Consider the following 23,130-nt stretch of genomic DNA (forward strand, 5'->3'; position numbering starts at 1 on the left):
CTGAGAAGGGATGTCCCGTGGTGCGCAGGCTCCTGCCGACCCTCCTGTTGTCCCTCACCGCTCTGCTCGGGCTGCTTCCCGCCGCCGCGGCAGTCCCGGCGGACGCGGTCGATGACGCGGCGTCCGGGGCCGCAGCCGGTTCCGCGTCCGGGGCCGGTTCCGCGTCCGGTTCTGCAGCGGGGGCGCCGGCCGATGGGGCCTACCCCTCCGCCGACGGGGCCTACCCCTCCGCCGAGGAGGTCGACCGCTCCCGGGTCGAGGCCGACCGCCGGGCCGCCTCGGTCTCCACCATCGAAGCCGGGCTCACCGCGGCGACCGCCGAACTGGACCGGGCCGCCCGCACCGTCGAGCAGGCCGTCGAGGCCTACAACGGCGCGCAGGTCGCACTCACCCGCGCTCGCACCGAGGAGTCCGCCGCCGCCGGACGGGCCGCCACCGCCGAGGCGGCGCGGACCGAGGCCGCCGAGGACGCCGCCCGGCTGGCCGCCGAAACGTACCGTCAGGGCACCAGCGCCGAGCTCTCCGCCGTCAACGCCCTCATCGGCGCCCATGGGCCGCGCGAGGCCGGCGACCAGGTGGCGGTGGTCGGCGTCGCCAGTGACCGCACCCGGCAGATCCTGGACGCGGCCACCTCCACGGCAGCCGCCGCGGCCCGCGCCTCGGCCACCGCCCGCACCGCCGCCGAGGCCGCCGAGAAGGCCGCCGCCGAGGTCGGTGCGGCCCGGGGCCGGGCCGAGGCGCGGCTGGCCGCGCAACAGGCGCAGGTCACGGCGGTCGGCCTGCGCCGCGAACAACTGCTCGCCGATCTCGCCGCCGCCCGCCACACCACCGTCGAGCTGGAGCGGCAGCGGCGCGAGGCGCTGGAGGCGATCGCCGCCCGTGAGGCCGAGGCCGCGGCCCAGGCGGCCGCCGAGAAGGCCGCTGCCGAGAAGGCGGCGGCTGAACAGGCGGCAGCGGAGAAGGCCGCGGCGGAGAAGACGGCAGCCGAGGCGGCGGGCACCGCGATGGCGCCGGCTCCGAGCTCGCCCCCGGCTGCCCGCCCGTGGTCGGCCGAGGGCGCGGCCGCCGCCGTGGCCTTCGCCCGTTCCAAGATCGGCCTCCCCTACGTCTGGGGCGGCGAGGGCCCCGGCGGCTACGACTGCTCGGGGCTGACCATGATGGCCTGGCGCCAGGGCGGCAAGCAGCTGAACCACTTCGCCGCCGACCAGTACGCGCAGAGCACCCCGATCGGCTACCGCCAGCTCCGCCCCGGCGACCTGGTCTTCTGGACCGACACCGGCCGGGCCGCCGACATCCACCACGTCGGCCTCTACATCGGCGACGATCAGATGATCGAGGCCCCCCGCCAGGGCATGCCCGTCAAACAGGCCAGCCTCTGGATCATGGGCACCCCGGACTTCTACGCCCGCCCGTAGCGGATACGGCCCCGGGGGGAGGTGCCACTTCTCGCGGACGACGACGAGGTGACGCGCAGCGGTCTGCGCACGTTGCTCGCGGTGCAGCCGGGCATCGTCGTGGTCGGGGAGGCCGCCGACGGCGTCGAGGCGGTCGAGCAGGCGCGGCTGCTGCGGCCGGACGTGGTCCTGATGGACGTGCGGATGCCGCGTCGCAACGGAATCGAGGCGACCAGGCAGCTACTGGCCGACTCGGCCGATGCGCCGAAGGTCGTGGTCATCACCACCTTCGAGAACGACGGCTACGTCACCGCCGCGCTCAGCGCGGGGGCCAGCGGGTTCGTGCTCAAGCGGCTCCCGGTCCGGCAGATCGCCGAGGCGGTGCGGGTGGTGGCGGCGGGAGAGGCGATCCTCTTCCCGGCGGCCCTGCGCCGGATGGTCGCCGCCCGGCCGCTGGGTTCCGCCGAAGCGTTGCCGAGGGCGGCGCTGACCGGGCGGGAGGAGGAGGTGCTGCGGTTGATGGCCACCGGTCTGTCCAACCCGGAGATCGCGGACTCGCTCACGGTGAGCCAGGAGACGGTCAAGACGCACGTCGGAAACGTGCTGACCAAGCTCGGCGCACAGAACCGGACTCATGCGGTGGTGATCGCGTACGAGTCCGGCCTGGTGGTGCCGGGGTGCGCCGCCTGACGCACCGGCCCGAAAGGGCGGGCCGACAGCGCGGGGCCCGGCCGCGCACCGGCCCGCAGGGCCGATTTCGGGACGGGCGAAAATGAGGTGCCGTCGCCGGAGGGCGGTCGTACCGTGACGTCATGGGCAACGATGTGGACGGCGGCACCCGCGATCCGGGCAGCGCCCAGCAGACAGAAGGCATCGGCGGAGTCGAGATCCGTGCGATCGCCAAGGACGAGATCGAGGGCTGGGACCGGGCGCTCGCTCTCGGATTCCTCCGTTCACACGTGGACAGCGCGGCGGACTTCCGTCGCCAGCAGTGGGCGCCCGGCCGGGTGCTCGGCGCCCTGGACGCCGGCCGCTACGTCGCCACCTTCCGCAGCTTCGACGTCGAGCTGACCGTCCCCGGCGGAGCGGTCGTCGAGGCGGACGCCATCACCTCCGTCACCGTGACCGCCACCCACCGCCGGCGCGGCCTGCTCCGCCGGATGATGACGGAGGATCTGGCAGCCGCCCGGGAACGCGGTTCGGCCGTCGCCATCCTGGTCGCCGCCGAGTACAACATCTACGGGCGCTACGGCTTCGGCCCGGCCACCCGCGGCCACGGCTGGAACATCGACCTGCTGCGGGCCCGGGGTCTGCGCGAGGGCCTGCCGACCGTGCCCGGTGGGCGGATCGATCTCGTCCGCATGGAGGAGCTGCGCAAGGTCGGCTCCGAGCTGCACGACCGCTGGCGGCGCACCCAGCCCGGTGCGATCGCCCGCAACGAACTCTGGTGGAGGCGCCAGACCGGGGACGTCCAGGTACCGGGCTTCGAGTGGAAGGAGCCCTTCGCCGCCGTCCACCGCGACGCCGAGGGCACCGCCACCGGCCTGGTCGTCTACCGGGTCGACGACACCTGGGACGGCAGTTACCCGAACTGCGCCCTCACCGTCGTCGACTTCCTCGCACTGGACCGGGGCACCGCCGCCGAGCTGTGGCGGTTCGTCCTCTCCGTCGACTGGGTGCGCAAGGTCGTGGTGGAGAACATCGGACCGGACGACCCGCTGCCGCTGCTGCTGGCCGACCCGCGCGCCGCCACGCCCCACGCGGAGAACGCCGACTTCATGTGGCTCCGGGTGCTCGACGTCGAGGCCGCCTTCAACGCCCGGACGTACGGCGCGCCCGGCCGGGTCGTCCTGGAGGTCGAGGACCGGGACGGCTACGCGGCCGGCCGGTGGGCGGTCGAGGTCGCCGCCGACGGCAGCGGCCGCTGCACCCGCACCGACGACGAGGCCGACCTCGCGCTGGGCGTCTCCGCGCTCGGCTCGCTCTACCTGGGCGGCGAGACCGCCCCCCGACTGGCCGCGGCGGGCCTGGTCACCGAACTGCGCCCGGGCGCGGCCGCCGCCGCCGACCTGCTGCTGCGCACGCCCCTGCTCGCCTGGAACCCGGACAGCTTCTGAGTCGCGTGGGTGCGCCCACGCATCCGGGTGTTCACGGCCGCGTGTTCACGGCCGGGTGTTCCCGATATCGGGAGCGCCCGGCCGTCGCCTGTGTTCCAGGGCGGAGGCGGGCCCTATTTGACGGCGTTCTTTCCGATGGTGGGCAGGATGAAGTCCTGGATGAGACCCTTGGCGTCGCGGACGATCGGCCGGAACACCCGGTAGCGAGAGAGGTTGATCACCCGGGCCGCCATGGGGGTCGAGCGCCGGACGAACTCCCGGGTCCGCTCGGTGTCCTCGGTCCGGTCGAAGACCCAGTAGAGGACCACGACCATGAGGTGCAGCCAGAGCACGTCGGGCAGCAGCTCGACCAGCTCGGCGTCCAGCTTCGGCGCCAGGTCGGAGCCCTGCAGCACATCGCGGAACAGTTCCACAGCCGTGGCCCGGGCCGGGTGCGATTCGTCGGAGAACGGGCTCAGCGCACTGTTCGGGTCCGCCGCCGTCCGGAAGAACTGCGCCGCGAACTCGTGGTACGGCGCGGCCGTGTCGAGCCAGGAGGTCAGCGCGATCTCCAGTCGCTCGGAGAAATCCCGCGTCTTGGCCATGCGATTCCTGGCGTCCGCCGCATGGTCGTACGTCATCCGGTCGTAGAACCCCTGGATCAGGAATTCCTTCGCCGAGAAGTAGTAATACGCGTTGCCGACCGAGACACCGGCCTCGGAGGCGATGGCGCGCATGGTGGTCTTCTCGTAGCCCCGTTCCTGGAAGAGCCGCATCGCGGTCTCCAGGATCAGGGCCCTGGTCGCCTCGCTCTTGTCGGTCTTCGGCTGCGCGCGACTGCCGTGCACCTCGGCGGGTGGTGCCGCCGGGGTCGACGGCGTGCCGGGCGCGACCTCGGGGCCGTCCGTGCCGTTCGTGCCGCTCTTCTTGTTCGTACCGTTCGTCGCTGCCAGGTCGTCCACGGCCCCGAGCCTAGCCGGACCGCCCCTCGACGGCCGGTGTCGGTGCGTGCGGTACCGGATGCCCCCTCCACATCCGGTACCGACGCCCCGCCCCATGCATTTCGAACGCGTTCAAAAGCATGGGGAGACTGTAGGCGCAAAGTCCGATCATGATCAAGTCCGGCCGTGTGGGACGCTCGTCCCATGGACATCACCATCCGCCGCGGCACCGCGGACGACAGCGGGGCCGTCGCCGAGCTGCACGCCCTCAGCTGGCGGACCGCCTACACCGGCATCGTCCCGGCACGGGCGCTGGGCGACGGGCTGACCGCCGAGCGGCACGAGGTGTGGGCCCTGCGGCTGGCCGTCGACTACGGCGAACCGGCCAACACCCCGGAGCTGCTGATCGCCGAGCAGGCCGGGAGCACCGTCGGGTTCGCCTACGCGGTGCCGCAGCCCGACGGCCGGGTGCTGATCGACAACCTGCACGTCCGGCCCGGCCGCACCGGTGGCGGCATCGGCCGCGCGCTGCTCGACGCCGTACGCCTGCACGTCGCCGAGCGCCACCCCGGAGCCGACCTCTACCTGGAGGTGCTGCGCGACAACACCCGGGCGGTCGCCTTCTACGAGCGCGAGGGCGGTCACCGGACGGCGGAGCAGGAGGGCGTCTTCCCGGGCGGATACGTGCTGCCCGAGTACGAGTACACCTGGCCCGCCGCCACGCTGACGGCCGGATCGCGGAGGTAGCGAACCGGTGGTGGTCGGCTAGTCATGGTCGTAGACCGTCACCGGCACCCCCTGATCCACCAGGCGGGCCGTCACCAGCGGCTCGACCAGCTCCCAGCGCCCGCCCGCCAGGCCGCAGCCGATCCGGGGCATGTGGACGGAGGCGCCGAGCGCGAGTGCGTGTCCGGCCAGTGCCGCCAGTGCGGAGTCGATCGCCCCGTACCGCACCGGTGGGCCCGTCGACCGGCCCGTCCGGATGCCGCGCTGGCCGACCATGTTGGCCACCCGGATGTACGGCTCGACCTGGACCACCTGCACCGCGCCCAGGCCGAAGTCGTTCTCCGCGCGCTCCCGGTGCCAGCGGCGGAACGCCGCCTCCGGCTCCGGCCAGCGCCGTGAGAGCGCCAGGACGAAGCCCTTCCCCCAGCCGCCGAGGTCGTTGCAGACATGGGCGATCACCTTTACGCCCTTGCCCTGGGGCGCGGTGGCATCGCCACGGACGTATCGGATGGTCACCGGTTCCATGTCGAGCACGTTAGTGCGCGGCACTGACAATCCGTCCGGAACGCCGGGGTGCCGGGGGAGCGGCGGGCGCCCGCAGGTGGCGGCGGCCGGCCAGGGCGATCAGCAGGGCGAGCGAGGCGGCGCCGGCCGGCAGCCAGTAGCCGGTGCCGGGGGCGGTGTGCTCGGCGACCGCGCCGGCGAGCGCCGCCCCGGCCGAGATGCCGACCACGATGCCGGACACCGCCACCGCCATGCCCTCGTTCAACTGCCGCTCCGGCAGGAGCTCCTGGACGAGCGTCATACCGGTGACCATGGTCGGGGCGGTGCCCGTCCCGGCCACGAACAGCGCCGCGCCGAGCAGGACGAGCCCGGCCCCGCCGAGCCCGGCGGCCAGCGGCAGGAGCAGCAGCACGGCCATCGCCGTGACGCCGAACAGGAAGCGGACGCCCGCCGCCCGGCGGGGCCGGAGCAGGCCGAAGACCAGTCCGGCCACGCAGGAACCGCCCGCCACCAGCGCCAACAGCCCGCCCGCCAGCGGCTTGTGACCGAGCGTGTCGGCGTACGCCACGGTGGTGAGCTCCATCGAACCGAAGACCACGCCGGTGGCGAGGAAGGTCAGCAGCAGCACCCGCAGCCCGGGAGTCCGGAGCGGAGAGCCGTGCCGGTGCGGGCGATCGGCGGGGTCCGAGCACTCGGGGCGGGGGCCGGACCGGTCGGCCGTCGAGCCGGGGCGCCGGGCCGCGAGCGGGGGTTCGGTCCGGCGCTGGGCGGCGAACAGCAGGGCGCCGGCGCTGCCGAAAACCCCGGCGGCGAGCAGACCGGCCTCCGGTGCCACGGTGGTGCAGAGCACCATCGCGAGCACCGGACCCGCCATGAAGCAGAGCTCGTCCAACGACTGCTCGAAGGAGTTGGCCAGGTGCCGGGCCGCCGCGTCGTCCCGGTACAGGTGTGCCCAGCGGGCCCGCGCCATGCCGCCCAGGTTCGGTGCCGCCGCGCAGGCGGCCCAGCAGGCGTACAGCGTCCAGTCCGGCGCGTCGAACCGGACGCAGAGCAGCAGGCCGACGAGCGGGACGGCGTTGTACAGGGTGGCCGGGACGGTGACGCGGGCCTGCCCGTACCGGTCGACCAGCCGGCCGAGCAGCGGCATGCCGATCGCTCCGGTGGCCAGGCCGACCGCCGCGACGGTGCCCGCCAGCGCGTACGAGCCGCGCCGCTCCGAGAGCAGCACCACCAGGGCGACGCCGGTCATCGACATCGTGAGCCGGCCGAGCAGCCCGGCTAGGGTGAAGGCGGCGGTACCGGGCAGTGCGAACAGCCGGCGGTAGGAGGCGGGCATGGAACTCCTCGTGGAGGGGTGGGGGAGGGCTCCAGCCTCGAACAGCCGCCCGCTTCCGGTCCAACACCTGTTTCGCCGTACTCACATCAGGCTGTTGTTAATCTGCCGCCATGCCCCATGACCTGCACCCCCGGCTGCTCCGCGGCTTCGTCGCCGCGGCCGAGACGCTGCACTTCGGCCGGGCCGCCCAGCGGCTGCACGTCGCCCAGCAGGCGCTCAGCCGCGACGTCCGCACGCTGGAGAAGCTGCTCGGCGACGCGCTCTTCACCCGCACCACCCGCAGCGTCGACCTCACCCCGGCCGGGCGACGGTTGCTGCCGCAGGCCCGCCGGCTGCTGGCCCTGCACGACGAGATCGTCAACGGTGCCGAGCGGCGCCCACTGCTGCTCGACCTCAACAGCGACGTCTCCGGGCCGGACCTGACCACCGACCGGGTGCTCGAACGGGCCCGGGCCGCCTGGCCGGAGGGCGAGATCCTGGCCCGCTTCCTCGGCGGACTCGCTGCGGCCGCCGAGGAGTTGGCGGCGCACCGGCTGGATGCGGCGTTCGGGCGCTTCGCCGGTCTGCCGGCCGGCCTGCGTGCTCAACTGGCCCAGACGCCGGTCCGGCTGGAGCGGGTCTCGGTGATGATGGCGGTCGGCCACCCGCTCGCCGACCGGCCCGCGCTGCGGCTCGCGGACCTGGCCGGGCACCCGGTGGACGTCTGCGCGGGCAATCCGGCCACCACCGAGTGGGCCGACCTGGGGACCTGCCTGCTGCGCGACCACGGCCTCACGCCCGCCGCGCCGTACGCGCCGCCGGTCGGGGTGGACGAGACCGCCCGCTACCTCACGCGGCACGGCGACCCGATGCTGACCACCGTCGGGGGCCCGCTGATCCCGGGTGTGGTGAACGTGCCACTGGTCGATCCGGTGCCGTTGACGCTGGTGAGCCTGGTGCGCCGGCCGGACCTGCGGCACCCGGGCCTGTCCGCGCTGGAGTCGGCGGCCGCCGAACTCGGGGCGCGCGAGGGCTGGCTGAGCCGCCCGGCCGGCAGCTGGCTGGCGGAGGCGGACGCCGCGCTGCTCGCGGCGTAGGCGTCCGTAGCCGTGGGGCGGGGAGGCCTGGGGCGCGGCCTGGGGCGGGCGCGGTTCGCGGCATGAACCCGCCCCTGCCGTTCGGGGGTCGGCAGGGGCGGGTCGAACGCGGGGCCGTGACAGCGGTCGGCCGGGTCAGGCCGCCTTGACGGCGGAGATGTCGAAGCTGAGCTTGACCTTCTCGCCGATCAGCACGCCGCCGGTCTCCAGCGCGGCGTTGTAGCTGAGGCCCCAGTCGGTGCGGTCCAGCACGGCCGTCCCCTCGAAGCCGACTCGCTCGGCGCCGTAGGCGTCGGTGGCGCTGCCCGTGTAGTCGAGGTCCAGGACGATCGACCGGGTGGTGCCCTTGATGGTGAGGTCGCCCGTCATCCGGTACGAGTCGCCGCGCAGGCGCTCGGCGGAGGTGCTGCGGAAGCGGATCTCCGGGTGGGCCTCGGCCGCGAAGAAGTCGCCGGTGCGCAGGTGCTCGTCGCGCTGGGCCTGGTTGGTGTCGATGCTCGCCACCTTGATCACCAGCTCGGCGGTGGAGTTGTGCGGGAGGGCGCCGTCCAGGTGCAGCTTGCCGTCGTACTCGGTGAAGCGGCCCTTGACGTTGGTGACCATGGCGTGGCGCACCGAGAAGCCGACCTCGCTGTGGGTGGTGTCGATCGCCCAGTCACCGGTGAGGTGGGCGAGGTCCGGTCCGGCCGGGGTCTCGACCACGGCGGTGGCGGTGGCGGCGGTGGTCTTGGTGCGGTTGAAAAGGCCCATGGCTCCTCCTCGGGTCCGAAGCCATTTGTTTAGGCTTCAACTTGTTGGCTCCACCATAGGACGGTTTCGTTCAAAGTTCAACCATGGGCTCAGCGCGGCTCGCGGAACCGCTCGGACGGCGGAGCGGCGAGGGGGTGGCCGGGCGCCTGCCGCCCCCGGCGCGGCAGGCGCCCGGCGGTCGGTATCGTCACGTCCGGTCCGGCCGTGCGGCTTGACCCTCGACCTGATCGAGGCCGGAGAGTCCCGGGCATGGAGAGCGACCTGCGCAGCATCGGTGAACTGGCCCGCGACAGCGGCCTCGGCGTCAGCGCGCTGCGCTTCTACGACGGCGCCGACGTGCTCACCCCCGCCTGGGTCGACCCGCAGAGCGGCTACCGCTGGTACGCGCCCGCCCAGCTCGCCGACGCCCGGCTGCTCTGCCGCCTCCGCCGGGTGGGCCTGCCGCTGGCCGACATCCGGGCCGTGCTCGGTGCGGAAGCCGGTTCCGGCGCGGCCCACCGGGTGGTCGACGCGCACCTGCGCCGGCTGGAGGCCGGTCTCGCGGACGCCCGCCGGGAGCTCTCCCTGATCCGCACGCTGATCGACCAGAGGGAGAACCCCATGACCGCCACGCCTGCCGCCCGCACCGTCACCGTCCCCGCGCGCGAACTGGCCGAGGCCCTCGGTGCGGTCCGCTTCGCGGTCGGCGCGGACCCCGAACTCCCGGTGCTGTCCGGGGTGCTGTTCGACCTGGAGGGCGGACTGCTGCGGCTGGTCGCCACCGACCGGTACCGGATGGCGCTCGCCGAGGTGCGGCTGCCGGACGCGCCCGACCTGCCGGACGCACCTGACGAGGGCTGGGCCCCGGTCGCCGCGATCGCTCCGACCGCCCTGGTCGACGGTATCCGTGCGCTGCTGGGCTCCGGGGCCGAGGAGGCCGAACTGACCCTCGGCGCCGGCCTGGTCCGGGCCGAGACCGGCGGCCACCGGATCGAGGGCGCCGCCCTCGACCACGACTTCCCCGACTACCGTTCGCTGACCCGGCTGGACCCGGTCCACCGGATCGACCTGGCCGCCGCCGAGCTGCGCGACGCCGTCGAGTCCGGTGCCACCCGCAGCCTGCACTCGGGCCCGAACGGCGGAGTCTGCGAGGTCACCGTGCTCACCGTCGGCCGGGACGGGCGGCTCACCGTCGCCGCCGACGGCGACCCGGCCCCCGGGGACGTCCGGGTGGCCGTCAACCGCGACTTCCTCCTCGACGCCCTGCCGGCCGCCGGCCCCGAGCAGCTCGTCCTCGAACTCGCCGGTCCCATCGCCCCCCTGGCCATCCGCACCGCCGGCCGCGACGGCACCTTCTCCATCCTGATGCCGGTCCGGGTGGCGGACGCCGTCTGATCCGCCGAGGTCGGTCGGGGCGGCCCTGGTCGCGGGCCTCGACCGTCACGGGGGAGCACCGGCGGTATCGGCGAATCCTGGACGGCGCGCGCCTCTGCCACGCGGTCCGGAACCGGCCCCCGCCCTCGGCTCGACGGGCACCGGTCGGACTGCCTTCCGCCCGCCGGTCCGAGGGGCCCGGTGCCGTCGCTCCGCTGGTCGGGCCCGTCGGCCGGCGTGGAGCTTCGAGGAAGCCGGGCCGTCGGCCAGGTGCCGCCGAACGGCAACCCGGTCGACGGCACCGATCCGGTCGAACACCTCAGCTGCCGGGCAATCCCGTCGCGCCACGCGTAGAACGTCGCCACTCCGGAAGACTCCGTGTCACGGATCCTCCGTGTCACGGATCCTCCGTGTCACGGATGGACGAACGACCGCAGGGGTGGGTTCATGATCGTTCTGTTGCTCGGGATCCTGGCGCTCGCCATCGGCGGCTGCGTCTGCGTCGTGTGGGCCGATCGGGGCGGGCCCCGATGGGTCCGTGCGGTGGCGGCGGTGACCCTGGCGGCGGGCGAGCTGCTGCACATCGCGCGGCGGAACCGCCGCCGGAGCATCAAGCGGTCCAGCGGCGGCGACGAGTAGGCGGCCCGCCGGCCCGGGCGGGCCGGACGTGCCCACGGGCGCGCGGGCGGCAGCACCCGGCGCCGACGCGTTTGCTGTTGCTAGCACCGTGCTTGCATTTGCAAGCACGGTGGGGCAGGCTGGGCCCATGGCCTCACTGAACGTCGGCTCGCTGGGTGAGTACATCCGCGAGCAGCGGCGGAACGCGCAGTACTCGCTGAGGCAGCTCGCCGAGGCCGCCGGCGTGTCCAACCCCTACCTCAGCCAGATCGAGCGAGGGTTGCGCAAGCCGAGTGCGGAGATCCTGCAGCAGATCGCCAAGGCGCTGCGGATCTCGGCGGAGACGCTGTACGTCCAGGCCGGGATCCTGGAGGAGCGGCGGGGTGAGGGCCTGGAGCTGAGGGCCTCGATCCTGGCCGATCCACTGATCAACGAGCAGCAGAAGCAGGCGCTGCTCGCGGTCTACGACGCCTTCCTCAAGGAGAACGCCGCCCGCAAGGACACGGACGCGGCGCCGCACGACCCCGAGGCCGACGGCCCGACCGCCGTCGGCTCGGCAACCTAGACCACGGGAGGACCGGCATGCCGATCACGGACGAGATCAAGAAGACCCTGAGCGACCCGACCCCGCTCTACGCACTCGCCGGCGCGGGCGACCTCGCCTACGAGAAGCTGCGCGAGGTGCCCGGCAAGGTCGAGGCCCTGGCCGCGGACCGCAAGGGCACGCAGGACAAGGCCGCCGCCAGGCTCCAGGACGCGCAGGCCCGGCTGGTCGAGGCGCAGGCGAAGGTCGCGGGCACCGTGACCACCCTGCCCGCCGACCTCAAGGTGCTCCAGGAGAGGGCGCAGAGCTTCGCCCTCCAGCAGGTCGGCCGCGCGGTCGAGCTGGCGGTGAAGGCCAAGGAGGCCTACGACGAGCTGGCCGAGCGCGGCAAGGGCGTCGTCGAGCGGGGCGGCCCGGCCGACGCGGTCGAGCCGGTCGGGGCGGCGCAGTCCGCCGAGGGCCCCGAGCTGGTCGAGGCCGAGCTGGTCGAGGACGACGAGCCGGCCGTCGCCCCCGCCGAGGAGCCCGCACCGAAGAAGGCCCGGGCCAAGAAGGCCGCCGAGTAGCACCGGCACCGCCGCACTCCGGTGGGACCGGGCTGCCCGCAGGGCACATCCGGTGACCTCGGGACGTTGACACCGTGGCGAGCGGTCCGTCGTGCCAGGATGGACGACGGTCGACACGCCGGAGCCGAGACGCAGAGGAGACCGCGATGGGCGGAGTGGCTCAGATCCTGGGCTTGGACTACCTGAACCCGTTCTGGTGGCTGGCCGTCGCCCTTCTGGGCTTCAAGTTGTTCGCACTGATCGACGCGGCCACCCGCCCGGAGGACGCCTATCGGGCGACGGACAAGAAGACCAAGGGGTTCTGGCTGGCCGTCCTGGGCATCGCGTTCGGGCTGGACCTGCTGTTCGGGGCGAACTTCCTGACCAGCTTCCTGACCCTGGCGGGTCTCGTCGCCGCGATCGTCTACATGGTCGACGTGCGGCCGGCGATCCGGGAGCTGACCAACCGGGGCGGTGGCCGGGGCGACCAGCGCAACATGGGCCCTTACGGCCCCTGGTAGGACGCCGGGCACTTCAGCGACGAGCCCCGGTGCTCGCGGGACCGATCCGCGCGCACCGGGGCTCGCTGCTGTGCCGGTGCCCCGTGCCACCTCGACGCGGCCCCCTGGTAGCAGGGCCGGCCGCCTCGGCCGAGGAGCGTCAGCCGAGGATCAGCTGCACCGGGTTGCGCTCCAGCAGCAGGACGGCCACATCGTCCGTCAGCGCCCCGCCGTTGAGCTCCTCGACCTCGGCGATCGCGCTGTCGATCAGGCGGCCCCTGGTCAGCCCGGCGGCCTGGTGGTCGCCGACGAGATCGGCCAGCCCGTCCTGGCCGAGACGCCGGGAGCCGGCGCCGACCCGGCCCTCGATGAGCCCGTCGGTGTAGAGCAGCAGCCGCCAGCCGGGGCGGAGTTCGAGCGGGTGCGAGGGCCAGACGGCCAGGCCGTCGTCGCAGGGCAGCAGACCGAGCGCGGGGCCGGCCGGGTCGGACGGCAGCGTCACCGGCTTGTGGTCCGTGCCGAGCAGCAGCGGAGCGGGATGCCCGGCGAGGTACAGCTGCGCGTGCTCGACGGCGCCGAGTGAGCCGAGTTCGCCGGTCGCGTCGTTGGGTTCGATGACCAGCATGCAGAGCGTCGCGAAGATCTCGTCGCTGCGGCGCTCGTGCTCCAGGACGTGCTGGAGGGTGGTCAGCAGGGCCTCGCCGGTGAGGCCGGCGAAGACCAGGGTGCGCCACGCTATCCGGAGGGCGACCCCGAGGGCCGCCTCGTCCGGTCCGTGACCGCAGACATCGCCGATCACCACGTGGACGGTGCCGTCGTCGGTGCGGACGGCGTCGTAGAAGTCGCCGCCCAGCAGGGCGCGGCGGCGGCCGGGGCGGTAGCGCCGGGTGAAGGAGAGCCCGGCACCGTCCAGCAGGGGCGTGGGCAGCAGATGGCGCTGGAGGCGGGCGTTCTCCTGGCCGCGCAGCTCGGCCTCGACCAGTCGCCGCTGCGACTCGTCGGCGCGCTTGCGCTCGACGGCGTACCGCAGGGCGCGGGCCAGCAGCGGACCGTCCGTCTCGTGCTTGATCAGGAAGTCCTGTGCCCCGGCGGCCACCGCGGCGGCACCGAGTTCCGCGCCGGCGGCGTCGGTGAGCACCACGACGGCGGTGTGCGGGGCCCGCCGGAGCAGCTCGTGCAGACCTTCCAGGCCGTCGGAGGCGTCCGAGGGGTGCGGCAGGTCGGCGGGGGCGGCCAGGTCGAGCAGCACACAGCTGAAACCGGCGGCGCGCTGCCGTCCACGCCGGCCTCCCGAGGTGCCGGTCGCCAGCAGCTCGGAGGCCTGCTCCAGCCCGCGGGCCCAGTGGATCTCGATCGGAGCGCCGCTGTCGGCCACGGCGTCCTTGAGCAGCTGGGCGTCGGAGGCGTCGTCCTCGATCACCAGCAGCTTGAGCGGGGCGGCCGACGGAACGGCGGAGGAGGCGCCCCGGGAGGGGGCTCCGGCGGTGACCGACCGGGGGTGGGGTATCGGCGGAGTCGCCGTGGCCGGTCCGGCCGACTGCTCGGTGGCGGCGGGCCGAATGCGGGCGCGGTCGGTGAGGGTGCCGTCGAGGGCACCCCACAGGTCCGCGGCACCAGGTGCCCGCCCGTCTCCCGTAGCGGGCATCGACTGCTCCTCCTTTTCCCCGAGTGCGTAACGGTCGGAGCCCGTCCGCAGTGCCCGCCTGGCACTCTGCGCCGGGGAACTTCTCGCGACCATAACGTGACTCCGGGGATTTCTTCGGCCGCCCGGCGCTGTGGTGGCTCCTGCCACGCCGGTGGCGGTGCGGTGGGTACGGGGATGACGGGAACGACAGCGACAGCCGGAGCACGCGCCCGCGAGCTCCGGAACGGACGGTGGAGGTCGGACATGACGGTGACGCGGATCACCCTGGTCGAGGGTGACATCACGGAACAGCAGGTGGACGTGGTGGTGAACGCTGCCAACTCCTCCCTGCTGGGAGGCGGTGGCGTGGACGGTGCGATCCACCGCAAGGGCGGACCGCAGATCCTGGAGGAGTGCCGAAGGCTTCGGGCCTCGCAGTACGGCAAGGGGCTGCCCACCGGGTGCGCGGTGGCGACCGCGGCGGGACGGCTGCCGGCCCGCTGGGTGGTCCACACGGTGGGGCCGGTTCATCTGGCGGAGGAGTACGACAAGAGGGCCGAGCAGCTGGCCTCGTGCTACCGCGAGTCGCTCCGGGTGGCGGTGGGGCTCGGCGCGCGCACGGTGGCCTTTCCGGCGGTGTCGGCCGGGGTGTACGGGTGGCCGCTGGACGATGCGGCCCGGATCGCCCTCGGCACCGTCGCGGCCGCGAGGTCGGGGGCGGGGTCGGGGGCGGGGTCGGTGGGAGAGCTGGAGGAGGTGCGGTTCGTGCTGTTCGGGGCGGAGGCGTACCGGGCGTTCGAGCGGGAATGGCGGGCGCTGGGGCTCGACGGGGGCCGGTCGCACGGACAAGAGGCCGAGGAGGCCGAGGGGCGGGAGCCGGAGGAGCGGGCATGAGTCGTAGGGGCGTGGCGGAGCGGGAGCGGAGGGGCTGGGAGGAGGGGAAACGCCGGGTCGGAGGGGTGGCGCACGAGGTGCCGGCCGAGTGCCCCCATCGTGGCGTGACGAGGCGTCAACACGCCAGAGGTATTCGATAACTCGTTCGAGTGAATCCCCGGGTTCGCTCATCCGCGCACGCCCGAGGCCGGTCCGGCAGGCCGTCCGGTCAGGGACAGGCAGGCCGGCAGGCCGGCCGGTCCGGCCGTCCGGGCGGTCCGGCCCGCCCGCTACGGGGCGAGCGCCGTCCAGGGGACGGTGACCTCGCCCTGCCGCCACCGCCCGCGCGCGTCCACCAACGGCCAGCTGCCCGCCAGCGTCGTGCACGCGGCCACCCAGCGCTGCCGGGCGCCGAACGCCCCGTACGGCGCGGCGGCCGCCCAGGCGCGGTCGAAGTCGGCGAGGAAGGCGTGCACCGGCCGGCCCGGCACGTTGTGGTGGATCAGCGCCTTGGGCAGCCGCTCGGCCAGGTCGGAGGGGAGTCCGAGGCCGCCCAGCCGGGCCGCGAAGGTCACCGTGCGGGGGCCCTCCGGTCCGATCGCGACCCAGACGTGCCGGCGCCCGATCTCGTCGCAGGTCCCCTCGACCAGCAGCCCGTCCGGCGCCAGCCGGGCCCGGAGCCGGTCCCAGACGCCGGCCACCGCCGACTCGTCGTACTGCCGCAGCACGTTGGCGGCGCGGATCAGCTGGGCGGGCGCGCCGCCGTCCAGCGGCACCTCGAAGCCGCCGCGCCGGAAGGTGAGCAGCGGCGGTTCGGCGTACGGCAGCGCGGCGGCGACCCGCTCCGGCTCGATCTCGATCCCCACCACCCGGACGTCCGGCCGCACCGTCCGCAGCCGCCCGGAGAGCTCCACGGCCGTCCAGGGCGCGGCACCGTACCCGAGGTCGACGGCGACCGGCGGGCGGTCGGCGGAGCGCAGTGCCGGTCCCAGCGTGTGGGCGATCCAGCGGTCCATCCGGCGCAGCCGGTTGGTGTTGGTGGTCCCCCGGGTCACCGTCCCGACCGGGCGCCCCGTCCGTCCGCGGGCAGGCGCGGTCGCGGAGTCGAAGAAGGCGGCCATGCCGGAAATCGTACGGCCCGCCCGCGGCCGCCCGCGCCGCCCCGGCTCCGGCCGCCGCACGGGCTCGCCCCGCGGCAGACCCGGCCCGGACGGTCCGCGCCGGCCGCCCGACACACGCCCGCGCGGCGAGTCACGCGCCCCCGCCGCGCCTCCTGAAGCCTTCCGACGACCCCTGCGCTCCGCTCCGCCCCGGCGCGGCGGCCCGCCCGGCCGCCTCCCCGCACCACCCCGCACCCCCGCACCACCCCGCCTCCCCGCCTCCCCGCACCACCGACCGCCGCCCGGGTGCCTGGCCGTGGGCCATCTCATGGGCCGGGACGGGAATGCCGGTCGATGACCACGTGGTTGGCACACTGGTGGTGGTGTGCGCCCGGACGGGGCGGCACACCGCCGCGCCACATCCCGTGACGCGGCGGTACGGCGTGGGCGGCCGCGCACACACCGAACAGCAGGCAAGCAGGCTGCAGAGACGGGCAGCTCAGAGGAGGCTTCAGCCAGGTGATCCAGCACCCCGTCCGTCCGGTACGCCGTGCCCAGCCGACCCCGCCCGTGCGGAGCCGGCTCCAGTCGCTCGTCCCGGGCCGCCAGCGCCGTCCGCGCCGGATCGCCATGCTCAGCGTCCACACCTCCCCGCTGCACCAGCCCGGTACCGGTGACGCGGGCGGGATGAACGTCTACATCGTGGAGCTGGCCAAGCGCCTCGCCGAGCTCGACATCGAGGTGGAGGTCTTCACCCGGGCGATCTGCTCGGACGACGCGCCCACCGTCGAGCTGGCCCCCGGCGTCCTGGTGCGCCACGTCACCGCCGGCCCGTACGAGGGCCTGGTGAAGGAGGACCTGCCGGCCCAGCTCTGCGCCTTCACCCACGGCGTGCTGCGCACCGAGGCCGGCCACCGCCCCGGCCACTACGACCTGGTGCACTCGCACTACTGGCTGTCCGGTCAGGTCGGCTGGCTGGCCGCCCAGCGCTGGGGCGTGCCGCTGGTGCACACCATGCACACCATGGCGAAGGTCAAGAACGCCGCGCTGGCGGAGGGCGACACCCCCGAGCCGGCCGCCCGGGTGATCGGCGAGACGCAGGTGGTGGAGGCCGCCGACCGGCTGATCGCCAACACCACCGAGGAGGCCGCCGAGCTGGCGCTGCACTACGCGGCCCGGCCCGACCAGCTCGCCGTCGTCCACCCGGGCGTCAACCTGGACGTCTTCCGCCCCGGCGCCCCGGACGCGCGGGCCGCCGCGCGGGCCCGGCTGGGCCTGCCGCAGGACGCCGCCGTGCTGCTGTTCGCCGGTCGGATACAGCCGCTGAAGGCGCCGGACGTGCTGCTCCGGGCGGTCGCCGCGCTGCTGGAGGCGCGGCCCGAGCTGCGCGAGCGGCTGGTGGTCCCGGTGGTCGGCGGTCCGTCCGGCACCGGGCTGGCCAAGCCGGAGAGCCTGCACAAGCTCGCCGCCCAGCTGGGCATCGGCGACGTCGTCCGGTTCCACCGGCCGGTCGGCCAGGACCTGCTCGCCGAGTGGTACCGCGCGGCCACGGCGCTGGTGATGCCCTCGTACAGCGAGTCCTTCGGGCTGGTCGCGCTGGAGGCGCAGGCCTGTGGGACGCCGGTGGTCGCCGCGGCGGTCGGCGGCCTGCCGGTCGCCGTCCGCGACGGCGTGACGGGCACGCTGGTCCACGGCCACGATCCGCTCGCCTGGGCACACGCGCTGGAGCCGTACGTCACCGAACCGGCGCTGGTCGCCCGGCGCGGCGAGGCGGCGGCCCGGCACGCCGCCGGGTTCGGCTGGGACACCGCGGCGGCGACCACCGCCGAGGTGTACGCCGGCAGCCTGGCCCGCCCGGCCGGCCGGCTCACCGGATCCCGGCTGCGACTGGCCTGAGCCGGGGCGGCCGCCGGGGCCGGTCGGCGGAGGTACGGGGTCGGGGCCGAGCGGCTCCGAGCCGTTCCCGGCTCCCGGTCCGGGCCGGGAGTCAGGAGCCGCCGCAGCTGCGCTGCTGCGCGCCACCGGTACCGCCGAGTAACGTCACCCCCATGGCAATCCGCACCAAGGACGAGGCCCTCACCCTCCTGCGTACCGCCCTGGACGACGCCGGGGTCGGCTGGGAGCCGGCCACCACCGACCCGTACACCCTGGTGGCGACCCTCCCGGGAACTCGCAAGCTGAGCACCACCTGCGCCCTGCGGGTCGGCGACCACACGCTCTCGGTGAACGCCTTCGTGATCCGCCGGCCCGACGAGAACCACGAGGCCGTCTACCGCTGGCTGCTGGAGCGCAACACCCGGATGTACGGCGTCGCCTACGCGATCGACGCGCTCGGCGACGTCTACCTGGCCGGCCGGCTGCCGCTGGAGGCGCTCACCGGGGACTCCGTCGACCGGCTGCTCGGGACGGTGCTGGAGAGCGCCGACGAGCCGTTCAACACGCTGCTGGAGCTGGGCTTCGCCTCGGCGATCCGGCGCGAGTGGGAGTGGCGCACCAAGCGCGGGGAGTCCACCCGCAACCTGGCCGCCTTCGCCCACCTGGCCGCGCCGACGGCGCAGCAGTAGCGCCCCGGACGGGCGGGGCTCCGGCACGCTCCGCCTCAGCGGCCGACCGGGGCCTTCGTCGTCGCCGCCTTCGCGGTCGGCACCTTCGTCGACGCCACGTCGGCCGACGGCTCCACCCCCGACAGGTCGACCACAGGCACCTCGACCACAGGCACCTCGACCGCCGACACCTCGACCGCCGACGCCTCGACCACCGGCGTCCGCTCGGCCGGAGCGGCGGCCGGAGCGGCGCCCGGGCGCCGCCCGAGCAGGACGTACCCCGCCGCCGCGACGGTGCCGCAGGCCGCACAGGCGCCCCACATCGCCGTGCTGCCGGCCCGCTCCAGCAGCACCCCGCCGACCGCCGGGCCGAGGAACGAGGCGAGCGACCAGGACAGCGAGTAGACGCCCTGGTAGCGGCCCCGGGCGTGGGTCGGTGACAGCTCGGCGACCAGGCCCATCATGGTCGGCGCGTTCAGGATCTCGCCGATCGTCCAGACCGCCACCGTGAACGCGTAGAACCACGCGGAGGACCCGGCGAGCATGGTCAGCCCGAAGCCCCAGCCGATGAACAGCGCGCTGGCGACCAGGAGCGCCGTCCGGTTGCGTCCCTCCATCCACCGGGTGAGCGGGATCTGCAGCACCACGATCAGCAGGCCGTTGAGGCCGATGACCAGGCCGTACTGGGTCGAGGTGATGCCGTTGCGGCCCATGTCCACGGCGAGCGTGGTGCTGCCCTGCTGGGCGACCAGCGCGAGCAGCAGGTTGAGTCCCACGACCGCCATGAACCGGCTGTCCCGGAAGACCGTGCCGAGGCCGACCGCGGGCTGGTCGACCCGGGCGGCCGGGGTGTCCGGCTTGGTCTCGGGGATCCGGACGAAGATCACTACTGCGCAGACCAGCGTGGAGAGCGCGTCCAGCAGGAAGAGCGTGAGGTAGCCGTGCGTGGCGATCAGGCCGGCGGCGGCCGCGGAGAGGCCGAAGCCGATGTTGATCGCCCAGTAGTTCAGCGAGTAGGCCCGGACCCGGTCCGCGGCCGGCACGATGTCGGCGATGATCGCCGAGGTGGCCGGGCGGGTGGCGTTGTTGCAGAAGCCGACCAGGAAGGCGACCGCGGCGATCGCCACCTGGCCGTCGGTGAAGCCCAGCACCGCCGTGAACAGCGCGGTGCCGAGCTGTGCGGCGACCAGCGTCGGGCGCCGGCCGATCCGGTCGGTCAGCACGCCGGCGACGATCGAGGCGATGGCCGAGCCCAGGCCGAACAGCGAGGCGACCAGACCCGCGTACGCGGCCGAGTACCCTCGGTCGGTCGTCAGGTAGAGCGCCAGGAACGTGACGACGAACGCGCCGAGCTTGTTGATCAGGGTCGACGTCCAGAGCCACCAGAACTGCCGGGGCAGTCCGCCCACCGTTTCGCTCGCGACTCTTCGAATTCGGGCAGGAAGGGGCGAAGCGGGCATCTGAGGGCTCCCGGGCGGCAGGCGTTCCGCTGAGCGGACCGGCATGTCCGCGCTGCGGCGAGGTAAGTGTCACTAGCGCGAAGCAAACATTACACACGGGGGCGGGTCCCGACCAGCCGTTTAAACGCCTCCATTAAGCTGGGGGCCATGGCTGACACGACGTACCGACTCATCCTCCTCCGCCACGGCGAGAGCCAGTGGAACCAGAAGAACCTGTTCACCGGTTGGGTCGACGTCGACCTCAACGAGAAGGGCGAGAAGGAGGCCGCGCGTGGCGGCGAGCTCCTCGCCGCCGAGGGCCTGCTCCCCGACGTGCTGCACACCTCGCTGCTGCGCCGCGCGATCCGCACCTCGCAGATCGCCCTGGACAAGGCCGACCGCCACTGGATCCCGGTCAGCCGCAGCTGGCGTCTGAACGAGCGCCACTACGGCGCCCTCCAGGGCAAGGACAAGGCCCAGACCCTGGCCGAGTTCGGCGAGGAGCAGTTCCAGCTGTGGCGCCGCTCGTACGACACCCCGCCGCCGGCGCTGGCCGACGACGCCGAGTACTCGCAGGCCGGTGACGCCCGCTACGCCGACATCCCGAGCGAGCTGCGCCCGAACACGGAGTGCCTCAAGGACGTCGTCGACCGGATGCTCCCGTACTGGTACGACGCCATCGTCCCGGACCTCGCCGCCGGCAAGACCGTCCTGGTCACCGCCCACGGCAACAGCCTGCGCGCGCTGGTGAAGCACCTCGACGGCATCTCCGACGAGGACATCGCCGGCCTCAACATCCCGACCGGCATCCCCCTGGTCTACGAGCTGGACGCCGACTTCAAGCCGGTCGCCAAGGGTGGCCGCTACCTCGACGCGGACGCCGCCGCCGCCGCCATCGAGGCCGTCAAGAACCAGGGCAAGAAGTAACCCGCTTGCCGCTACGGCCCCGCCTCCCGCTCCGGGAGGCGGGGCCGTCGCCGTTTCGGCTTCGCGGCCAATCCTCCTGCGCGGCAAGGGGGTTCGGTGTGTGGCGAAGGTGGTTCAGACCATTGACGGTCGCCGTGGGGGCTCCTACCGTGTGAGCACTGTCCTGGCACAGGCATGCCAACGGATCTTCCGTGGCCGCCGCACCCCCAGGCGCGCGCGTCTGTGCCCGGCGCACTCTCCATCCACCCCCACGGAGGAGCACCATGCGCACACGTCATCTCGTGGGAGCGGCCGTCGCCGCGCTCGCGGTTCCGCTCACCGTCGCCCTGCCGGCGCAGTCGCACGGCTACATCTCCACCCCGCCCAGCCGGGCCGCGCTCTGCGGGGCGGGTACGGTCACCGACTGCGGTGCGATCCGCTGGGAGCCGCAGAGCGTCGAGGGGTCGAAGGGCTTCCCTGGCGCCGGGCCGGCCGACGGCACCATCTGCGCCGGCGGCAACAGCCGGTTCGCCGAGCTGGACGACCCGCGCGGCGGTGCCTGGCCCACCACCAAGGTGGCGGCGGGGCAGCGGCTCACCTTCACCTGGAAGTTCACCGCTCGGCACGCGACCGCCAACTTCAAGTACTACCTGACCAAGGCCGGCTACAACGCGGGCCAGAAGGTCACCCGGGCCGGTCTGGAGCTGACGCCGTTCCTGACCGTCCCGTACAACGGCACCCAGGTGCCGAGCACGCTCAGCCACACCGCGACGATCCCGAGCGGCCGGACCGGGCACCAGGTGGTCGTGGCGGTCTGGGAGATCGCCGACACCGGCAACGCCTTCTACTCCTGCACCGACGTCCTGTTCTGATCAGCGCGCGGCACGCTGGACGCCACGCGCCGCACGCCGCGAGCGAGCGGTCGGGCGGCCGGAGGACTCCGACCCGGTGACCGGGGTGCACGACCGTCTCCCACGGCGGCCGTGCACCACGGGGCTTCGCCGGGTGCGGCGGTTCTCAGTGGCCGCAGCAGCCGCCGCTGACCCCGCCGCACTGGCAGGGGGCGCCGGACTGGCAGCCGCAGCCGCAGCCCGGACCACAGCCGCAGCCGGCCGCGAGGACGGGCAGCAGCTTCGGGGCGGGCGGCTCGACGATCTCGTGGGCCGGTGCCGGTCGGGTCGGGTTTGCCTTCATCGCGCTGGAACCCTCCTTGTGACGGGCACACTTCGGTGCCTACGGCATCGAGTGAAACCGCCGATCGGACGGGGCGTCAACGGGCGCGCAGTGGTGGGCGATCCGAGAAGCCGTGCGCCCTCACCACCCCTGTTCGAGGTTTACTCACCCCGCGGAGTGAGCGCCGCCGGCCCGTCGGAGCCCCGGCCCGCCACCGGCGGAGCCGGTCCACCCACCCCGACCAGCGGCGACCCACCCGTCCGGGACAGGGCCGGCCCCCCGCCCGGAGCGGAGACCACGGTGCCCGGAGCGGACACGGCGCCGCCCCCGGCGGCGGGACCGACCCTGCCTCCGGGGGCGCCGTGCCGTACCGGGGTCACTCCCCGGCGGCCTCCGAGGAGGCCATGAACTCGCCCACGTGCTCGCCGGTCACCAGGTACACCACGCGCTTGGCCACCGAGACCGCGTGGTCCGCGAAGCGCTCGTAGTAGCGGCCGACCAGCGTGACGTCGACCGCGGTCTCGATCCCGTGCTGCCAGCGGTCGTCGATCAGGTGCGCGAACAGGTCGCGGTGCAGCGCGTCGATCGCGTCGTCGTCCTGCTCCAGCTCCAGCGCCTTGTCGACGTCCTTGGTGGCGATCACCAGGCCGGCCTTGGCCACCAGCCGCTGGGCGAGCTGGCCCATCTCCAGGACGGTCGCGTGCAGGTCGCGCGGCACCGCCGACTCGGGGTAGCGCAGCCGCGCGACCTTGGCCACGTGCCGGGCCAGGTCGCCGCAGCGCTCCAGGTCGGCGCTCATCCGCAGCGAGGTGACGACGATGCGCAGGTCGGTGGCGACCGGCTGCTGGCGGGCGAGCAGGTCGATCGCCCGGTTCTCCAGCTCGTGGTGCAGGTTGTTGATCCTCTCGTCGGCGGCGATCACGCTCTCCGCCAGCGCCAGGTCCGCGTCGAGGAGCGCGGTGGTGGCCCGGCCCAGGGCCGAGCCGACCAGCCGGGCCATCTCGATCAGGCTGTCGCCGATCGAGTCGAGTTCCTCGTGGTACGCGTCGCGCATGCTCTCTCCTCAGTAGCTGTGTCGGTGGCGGTGCC

The 23,130-nt window shown here is 74.0% G+C and carries 24 protein-coding genes; 15 read left to right on the top strand and 9 right to left on the bottom strand.

All coding sequences use genetic code 11. The features are described from left to right. Positions 1-17: 17 nt before the first annotated feature. The 3 genes from ABT263_RS00045 (at position 18) to ABT263_RS00055 (ending at position 3,511) form a co-directional block, all read left to right on the top strand. On the top strand, positions 18-1,415 hold the full coding sequence (locus ABT263_RS00045) for a C40 family peptidase (RefSeq protein ID WP_352286063.1): 1,398 nt from the start codon (positions 18-20) through the stop codon (positions 1,413-1,415). Between the two features lie 21 nt (positions 1,416-1,436). After that, the gene (locus ABT263_RS00050; protein ID WP_352286065.1) at positions 1,437-2,084 is read left to right on the top strand and encodes a response regulator transcription factor; all 648 of its coding nucleotides are present in this window, start codon (positions 1,437-1,439) and stop codon (positions 2,082-2,084) included. Positions 2,085-2,206: 122 nt separating this feature from the next. Then, positions 2,207-3,511, top strand: coding sequence for a GNAT family N-acetyltransferase (locus ABT263_RS00055; protein ID WP_352286067.1), 1,305 nt, complete (start codon positions 2,207-2,209; stop codon positions 3,509-3,511). A 113-nt stretch (positions 3,512-3,624) separates the two neighbouring features. On the opposite strand, the gene ABT263_RS00060 is transcribed toward ABT263_RS00055, so the two are convergent. Then, complete coding sequence (locus ABT263_RS00060; RefSeq protein ID WP_352286069.1) at positions 3,625-4,452, bottom strand: TetR/AcrR family transcriptional regulator; 828 nt, start codon at positions 4,450-4,452, stop codon at positions 3,625-3,627. 183 nt (positions 4,453-4,635) lie between these two features. On the opposite strand from ABT263_RS00060, the gene ABT263_RS00065 reads away from it, so the two are divergent. Then, the gene (locus ABT263_RS00065; protein ID WP_352286071.1) at positions 4,636-5,178 is read left to right on the top strand and encodes a GNAT family N-acetyltransferase; all 543 of its coding nucleotides are present in this window, start codon (positions 4,636-4,638) and stop codon (positions 5,176-5,178) included. Between the two features lie 18 nt (positions 5,179-5,196). Here ABT263_RS00065 and ABT263_RS00070 read toward each other — a convergent pair whose 3' ends face one another. Both ABT263_RS00070 and ABT263_RS00075 read right to left on the bottom strand, forming a co-directional pair. Continuing rightward, positions 5,197-5,682, bottom strand: coding sequence for a macro domain-containing protein (locus ABT263_RS00070; protein WP_352286073.1), 486 nt, complete (start codon positions 5,680-5,682; stop codon positions 5,197-5,199). Between the two features lie 10 nt (positions 5,683-5,692). Then, a complete protein-coding gene (locus ABT263_RS00075) occupies positions 5,693-6,997 on the bottom strand; it encodes an MFS transporter (protein ID WP_352286075.1) in 1,305 nt (434 codons plus the stop codon). A gap of 110 nt (positions 6,998-7,107) precedes the next feature. Between ABT263_RS00075 and ABT263_RS00080 the strand changes: the two genes are divergently transcribed. After that, positions 7,108-8,073, top strand: a complete 966-nt coding sequence (locus ABT263_RS00080) for a LysR family transcriptional regulator (protein WP_352286076.1) — start codon at positions 7,108-7,110, stop codon at positions 8,071-8,073. Positions 8,074-8,208: 135 nt separating this feature from the next. On the opposite strand, the gene ABT263_RS00085 is transcribed toward ABT263_RS00080, so the two are convergent. Continuing rightward, positions 8,209-8,823: a YceI family protein gene (locus ABT263_RS00085; RefSeq protein WP_352286078.1), complete on the bottom strand. Its 615-nt coding sequence runs from the start codon at positions 8,821-8,823 to the stop codon at positions 8,209-8,211. Between the two features lie 249 nt (positions 8,824-9,072). Between ABT263_RS00085 and ABT263_RS00090 the strand changes: the two genes are divergently transcribed. The 5 genes from ABT263_RS00090 to ABT263_RS00110 all read left to right on the top strand — a co-directional run bounded on the left by ABT263_RS00090 (position 9,073) and on the right by ABT263_RS00110 (position 12,404). Beyond that, a complete protein-coding gene (locus ABT263_RS00090; RefSeq protein ID WP_352286080.1) occupies positions 9,073-10,197 on the top strand; it encodes a DNA polymerase III subunit beta family protein in 1,125 nt (374 codons plus the stop codon). Between the two features lie 426 nt (positions 10,198-10,623). Next, the gene (locus ABT263_RS00095; RefSeq protein ID WP_329488403.1) at positions 10,624-10,815 is read left to right on the top strand and encodes a hypothetical protein; all 192 of its coding nucleotides are present in this window, start codon (positions 10,624-10,626) and stop codon (positions 10,813-10,815) included. Between the two features lie 127 nt (positions 10,816-10,942). After that, on the top strand, positions 10,943-11,359 hold the full coding sequence (locus tag ABT263_RS00100; RefSeq protein WP_329488401.1) for a helix-turn-helix domain-containing protein: 417 nt from the start codon (positions 10,943-10,945) through the stop codon (positions 11,357-11,359). A gap of 17 nt (positions 11,360-11,376) precedes the next feature. Beyond that, positions 11,377-11,904, top strand: a complete 528-nt coding sequence (locus tag ABT263_RS00105) for a hypothetical protein (protein ID WP_352286082.1) — start codon at positions 11,377-11,379, stop codon at positions 11,902-11,904. Positions 11,905-12,050: 146 nt separating this feature from the next. After that, the gene (locus ABT263_RS00110) at positions 12,051-12,404 is read left to right on the top strand and encodes a DUF2516 family protein (RefSeq protein ID WP_352286084.1); all 354 of its coding nucleotides are present in this window, start codon (positions 12,051-12,053) and stop codon (positions 12,402-12,404) included. 139 nt (positions 12,405-12,543) lie between these two features. Here the strand turns inward: ABT263_RS00110 and ABT263_RS00115 are convergent, their stop codons facing one another. Beyond that, complete coding sequence (locus tag ABT263_RS00115; protein WP_352286086.1) at positions 12,544-14,028, bottom strand: PP2C family protein-serine/threonine phosphatase; 1,485 nt, start codon at positions 14,026-14,028, stop codon at positions 12,544-12,546. A 243-nt stretch (positions 14,029-14,271) separates the two neighbouring features. Between ABT263_RS00115 and ABT263_RS00120 the strand changes: the two genes are divergently transcribed. Next, positions 14,272-14,901 (top strand): O-acetyl-ADP-ribose deacetylase, encoded by a 630-nt coding sequence (locus ABT263_RS00120; protein ID WP_352286088.1) that lies wholly within the window; start codon positions 14,272-14,274, stop codon positions 14,899-14,901. Positions 14,902-15,170: 269 nt separating this feature from the next. Here ABT263_RS00120 and ABT263_RS00125 read toward each other — a convergent pair whose 3' ends face one another. After that, entirely contained in the window at positions 15,171-16,001 is an 831-nt protein-coding gene (locus ABT263_RS00125; protein WP_352286090.1) for a class I SAM-dependent methyltransferase, read from the bottom strand. A 498-nt stretch (positions 16,002-16,499) separates the two neighbouring features. On the opposite strand from ABT263_RS00125, the gene mshA reads away from it, so the two are divergent. Further along, positions 16,500-17,876 carry a D-inositol-3-phosphate glycosyltransferase gene (gene mshA, locus ABT263_RS00130; RefSeq protein WP_380383288.1) on the top strand — a complete coding sequence of 459 codons (1,377 nt, stop codon included), beginning with the start codon at positions 16,500-16,502 and terminating at the stop codon, positions 17,874-17,876. 152 nt (positions 17,877-18,028) lie between these two features. After that, the gene (locus ABT263_RS00135) at positions 18,029-18,544 is read left to right on the top strand and encodes a type III secretion system chaperone family protein (RefSeq protein ID WP_329488395.1); all 516 of its coding nucleotides are present in this window, start codon (positions 18,029-18,031) and stop codon (positions 18,542-18,544) included. A 35-nt stretch (positions 18,545-18,579) separates the two neighbouring features. Here the strand turns inward: ABT263_RS00135 and ABT263_RS00140 are convergent, their stop codons facing one another. Beyond that, entirely contained in the window at positions 18,580-19,983 is a 1,404-nt protein-coding gene (locus ABT263_RS00140) for an MDR family MFS transporter (protein ID WP_352286091.1), read from the bottom strand. 147 nt (positions 19,984-20,130) lie between these two features. Here ABT263_RS00140 and ABT263_RS00145 point away from each other — a divergent pair, with 147 nt between their 5' ends. Together ABT263_RS00145 and ABT263_RS00150 are read left to right on the top strand one after the other, a co-directional pair. Continuing rightward, positions 20,131-20,889: a phosphoglyceromutase gene (locus ABT263_RS00145; protein WP_329488392.1), complete on the top strand. Its 759-nt coding sequence runs from the start codon at positions 20,131-20,133 to the stop codon at positions 20,887-20,889. Between the two features lie 263 nt (positions 20,890-21,152). Further along, the gene (locus tag ABT263_RS00150) at positions 21,153-21,740 is read left to right on the top strand and encodes a lytic polysaccharide monooxygenase (RefSeq protein ID WP_352286093.1); all 588 of its coding nucleotides are present in this window, start codon (positions 21,153-21,155) and stop codon (positions 21,738-21,740) included. 145 nt (positions 21,741-21,885) lie between these two features. Here ABT263_RS00150 and ABT263_RS00155 read toward each other — a convergent pair whose 3' ends face one another. Continuing rightward, complete coding sequence (locus ABT263_RS00155) at positions 21,886-22,062, bottom strand: hypothetical protein (protein WP_329488390.1); 177 nt, start codon at positions 22,060-22,062, stop codon at positions 21,886-21,888. Between the two features lie 355 nt (positions 22,063-22,417). Next, complete coding sequence (gene phoU, locus ABT263_RS00160) at positions 22,418-23,095, bottom strand: phosphate signaling complex protein PhoU (RefSeq protein WP_352286095.1); 678 nt, start codon at positions 23,093-23,095, stop codon at positions 22,418-22,420. Between the last annotated feature and the right edge of the window lie 35 nt (positions 23,096-23,130).

It is taken from the genome of Kitasatospora sp. NPDC001603, from assembly GCF_040298365.1.
Classification (GTDB): Bacteria; Actinomycetota; Actinomycetes; order Streptomycetales; family Streptomycetaceae; genus Kitasatospora.